This window comes from Streptomyces sp. UH6 (assembly GCF_013421635.1).
GTDB classification, from domain to species: Bacteria; Actinomycetota; Actinomycetes; order Streptomycetales; family Streptomycetaceae; genus Streptomyces; species Streptomyces abyssomicinicus.
Genome location: NZ_JACADT010000495.1, coordinates 1 through 4,144 on the forward strand (window position 1 = coordinate 1; position 4,144 = coordinate 4,144).

A 4,144-nucleotide genomic window follows, 5' to 3' on the forward strand; every position below is an offset into this window, starting at 1 on the left:
CCCGGATCGGCCTGGTCACCTCGGTCGGCCACGACGGCAACGCCGGCGCGCTGGTCGTGCGCGACCGGGCCTGACGACGCCGCCGCGGACGGCGTGCGCCCGACGTACTACGAGAACAGGACGGACCGCATGGTGAAGCAGGAAGAGTGGGACGCCGTCGTCGTCGGCAGCGGCATGGGCGGCCTGGTGTGCGCGGCGTACCTGGCCGTCAGTGGCCGCCGCGTCCTGGTACTGGAACAGCACGACGTGGCGGGCGGCAACAGCCACGTCTTCCGCCGCCGGCGTGCCTACGAGTTCGACGTGGGCGTCCACTACCTGGGCGACTGCGGCCCGGACGGGGTGCTGCCGGCGATCTTCTCCGGCCTGGGCCTCGACGGCCGGGTGACCTACCGGGAGATGGACCGCGGCGGCTTCGACCGGATCGCCCTGCCCGGCCTCACGGTCGACGTGCCGGTGGGGTGGGAAGCGTACACGGGCCGGCTGACCGCGGCCCTGCCCGGGGAGGCGGAGGGGCTGGCCCGGTTCACCGGGATCTGCGCCGCCGTCGCCGGGGAGACCCGGTCGCTGCTGCTGGCCGGGAGCGAGCTGTCGGTGTCCGACCTGATGGCCCGCACGCCGGTCAGCGCGCAGTGGGGGCGGCGCACCCTCGGCGAACTCTTCGACCACTGCGGCCTGTCGCCGCGGGCCCGGACGGTGCTGGCCGCGCAGTCGCCCAACTACGGGATGGGGCCGCGTCAGGCCACCGTCGCCACCCACGCCGCCGTCACCGACCACTACCTGCGGGGCGCCTACTACCCCGAGGGCGGCGGCCAGGTCCTCGCCGCGGCACTCGTCGAGGCGCTGGAGGCGCACGGCGGCCAGCTGCGCACGAAGAGCCGGGTGGAGCGCATCCTCGTGGAGGACGGACGCGCCACCGGCGTCGCGATGAGGGACGGCGACGTCCACCGCGCGCCCCTGGTGGTGTCGAACGCGGACTACTCCCGGACCGTGCTCGACCTGGTGGGAGAGGAGCACTTCGGCCGCCGGGTGGTCTCCCGGACCCGGCAGGCGGAGATGGCGTACCCGCTGGCCACGCTCTACATCGCGCTCGACACCGAGCTGCCCGAACGCCCCAACGCCAACCTGTGGTGGTACCGGGACGCCGACATCGAGGGCTACTACGAACAGCTGGCGAAGGAGAACATCGACCCGGTGCCGTTCCTGTTCGTGTCGTTCGCCTCGCTGAAGGACCCGGAGGCCCGCGCGGTCTGCCCGCCGGGGCACAGCAACTTCCAGGTGATGACGCTCTGCCCGCCCTCCTACGACTACTGGGGGGTGCGCGAGGGGCCGGCGGCCGGCGAGCGCTACCGGCGCAACCAGGGCTACCAGGAACGCAAGGCCGCGCTGACCGAGTCGATGCTCGCCGCCGCGGAGGAGGCCCTCGGCCCGTTCCGCCGGCACATCGTGCACCTGGAGACCGCCACCCCGATCACCCACGAGCGCTACACGCTGGCGACCGGCGGCACGCCCTACGGGCTGGCCCGCTGGGGAGGCACGGGCAGCCGTCCCGACACCCGCACCACCGTCGAGGGCCTGCACGTGGTGGGCACCAACACCCGCTACGGCACCGGCATCACCGGCTCGGCGGTCGGCGGCATGGCCTGCGCCTCGCAGATCCTCGACCGCGGCCTGCTGGCCGAGGTGCACCGGGGCGCGCGGTTCGGCGACGCGGACCTGCTGCCCGACCGCGACGCGGACTGGGACCCGCTGGCGGTCTCCCGCGGCGCCGGCCGCCGCGGCGCCCGCGGTCTGGCCCGCATCGGCTGACCCGGACCCGGCGGACGACAGGAAGGGCCCCGTACCCGGAGGTACGGGGCCCTTCCCGCGTGAGGCCCTGCCACCGGTGAGGAGGACCTCGGTGGCAGGGCCCGTCGGGGGCCGGCTACTTGGGGCGGCCGGTGCCGAGCTGTCCCGCCCAGCCGCCGTCCACGCGCAGCAGTTCGCCGGTGATGTACGAGGAGTCCGGTCCGGCCAGGAAGGACACCGCCCCGGCCACCTGCTCGGGCGTCGCGAACTCGCGCAGCGGGAGCTGGCGCTTGATGCTCCGGCCGCCGTCCTTCTCCAGCAGGCCGCCGATCAGCTCGGTGGCCGTGAAGCCGGCGAGGACCGCGTTGACGCGGACCTCGAAGCGGGCCAGTTCGACGGCGGCCGCCCGGGTGAAGGAGTTGACGGCCCCCTTGGAGGCCGAATAGTTGGACTGGCCGATCCAGCCGCCCTCGCCCATGACCGACGAGATGTTGACGACCGTGCCGTCGCGCTGCGACATGAAGTGCGGGGCGGCGGCCCGGGTGCAGTGGTAGACGCCGCCGACGTTGACCTTCAGCACCTCCCACCAGTCCTCGGGGGACTGGTCCCAGAGGAAGCCGTCGCGTGCCACGCCGGCGTTGTTCACCAGGACGTGCAGCCCGCCGAGGCCGCCTATCGTCTCGTCGACCAGCTGCCGCGCCTCGTCGGCGTCGGCCACGTCGGCCCGCAGGGCGACGGCCCGCCCGCCCCGGGCGGTGATCTCCTCGACGGTGCGCTCGGCCTCGTCCTTGCGGGAGCGGTAGTTGACGGCGACGGCCGCGCCGTCGGCGGCGAGACGGAGCGCGATGGCCCGTCCGATGCCGCGGGAGCCGCCGGTGACCAGGGCTACCCGGCCTTCGAGGGTCATCAATCGTCTCCTTCTGAGAATGAGAGGGGAAAGAGCGAAGAGGAATTGATTTCTCCGAATTCCCCGCGATGCTCCTGGAATACGCCGCACCACCGTAACGGGAATTCCCCGCCGCGGGACGCCCCGGCCCGTGTCACTTCCGCGGATTCCCGTGCCACCTTCGAGGCATTTCCCGGTCCGGTCGATTTCCAGGTGGACTGCCGGCGGGTGGAGGAAATGGTCTGGCTGCTTTTCGCGGTCCGCTGCGAAAGTCGTTCCAGGACGACATCGAAGGGAGGCACAGCGACGATGACCGGGAAAAGGAATGCACCGTCCGTCATCATCGGGTACGGCCGTGCGGGCCGCGATCTGCACCATCGCGCGCTACGGGACATCGCCGGCGCGGACCCGGCGGTGACCGCCGTCGACCCGCGTCCGGCCGAGGTGCCGGGCGGGCAGTGGGTGCCGGACGTCCGCGGCGCCGTGAGGGCCCTGCGGGCCTCCGGGCACCGGGTGTCCGACGCCGTCTTCCACGTGACGGTGCCGCCGGACGCCCACCGGGACTGCCTCGAGCAGTTGCTGTCGGTCGGGGCGCGGCACTTCATCCTGGAGAAGCCGGTCGCCCCCACCGTGCAGGAGGCCGCCCACCTCGTGGACCTGGCCGAGGTCACCCGCGCCGTGGTGCTGCCGATGAGCGTCTGGCCGAACAGCAGGGTCACCGAGGCGGCCGAGGCGCTGGTCGCCTCGGGAGCGATCGGCGCGCCGGTCGCGTACCACATGGAGCAGAGCAAACCGAGGTTCCGCCGCTCACTGCAGGACCGGGGCCACGCCAGCGCCTTCGAGGTGGAGATGCCGCACCAGATGCTGCTCGCCCTCCACCTGGCCGGGCCCGTCGCCGAGGTCACCGCCTCCCGGGGCTGGGACCTGCCGCTGCCGGCCGGCCGGCTCGCCGGGCTGGGCGGGGCGGAGGTCGAGCTGCGCCACCACGACGGCACCACGACCACGCTGTACACCGACCTCTCCTCCCCGGTGCGCCGCCGGCGGCTGCACGTCCACGGCACCGAGGGCACCCTCGTGGCGGACTACCCGGTCTCCGGCGACGACGACTTCGGCCAGGTCCGCATCGTCGGCAGCACCGTCCACCGGGTCGTCCAGGACGCCCCGCTGACCCGCTTCGTCGAACAGGCCTACGCCCACTTCCGCGGCGAGGGCCCCGCACCGCACGGCGACCTCGCCCTGCACCTGCGGTCCATGGAGCTCATCGACGCCGCCCGCGCCACCGCCTTCCGGGACGCCGGCGCCCCAGCCTCGCGGGAAGCAGCATGACCACCGTCCTGATCATCGAGCCCCAGTCCTCCGGCCTCGAACTGGTCGCCAGGGCCCGGGACCTCGGCCACACCGTCGTCGTCCTGGCCTCCACCGACTCCGGCGCCGCCCCCGCCGGGGCCCACCGGGTGGTCACCGCCGACACCG

3 protein-coding genes are annotated in these 4,144 nt (G+C 73.5%); 2 read left to right on the forward strand and 1 reads right to left on the reverse strand.

Annotation, left to right across the window (positions count from 1 at the left end):
- Positions 1–129 precede the first annotated feature (129 nt).
- Complete coding sequence (locus HW445_RS20665) at positions 130–1,806, forward strand: NAD(P)/FAD-dependent oxidoreductase (protein WP_180222472.1); 1,677 nt, start codon at positions 130–132, stop codon at positions 1,804–1,806.
- A 115-nt stretch (positions 1,807–1,921) separates the two neighbouring features.
- Here HW445_RS20665 and HW445_RS20670 read toward each other — a convergent pair whose 3' ends face one another.
- Positions 1,922–2,692 (reverse strand): SDR family NAD(P)-dependent oxidoreductase, encoded by a 771-nt coding sequence (locus HW445_RS20670; RefSeq protein WP_180222473.1) that lies wholly within the window; start codon positions 2,690–2,692, stop codon positions 1,922–1,924.
- 288 nt (positions 2,693–2,980) lie between these two features.
- Between HW445_RS20670 and HW445_RS20675 the strand changes: the two genes are divergently transcribed.
- Positions 2,981–3,997, forward strand: coding sequence for a Gfo/Idh/MocA family protein (locus tag HW445_RS20675; protein WP_180222474.1), 1,017 nt, complete (start codon positions 2,981–2,983; stop codon positions 3,995–3,997).
- Positions 3,998–4,144 lie beyond the last annotated feature (147 nt).

Excerpts from the sequence above, each read along its gene's own strand:
- HW445_RS20665 (WP_180222472.1), top strand. The coding sequence starts at position 130 with ATGGTGAAGCAGGAAGAGTGGGACGCCGTCGTCGTCGGCAGCGGCATG.
- HW445_RS20675 (WP_180222474.1), top strand. The coding sequence starts at position 2,981 with ATGACCGGGAAAAGGAATGCACCGTCCGTCATCATCGGGTACGGCCGT.
- HW445_RS20670 (WP_180222473.1), bottom strand. The coding sequence starts at position 2,692 with ATGACCCTCGAAGGCCGGGTAGCCCTGGTCACCGGCGGCTCCCGCGGC.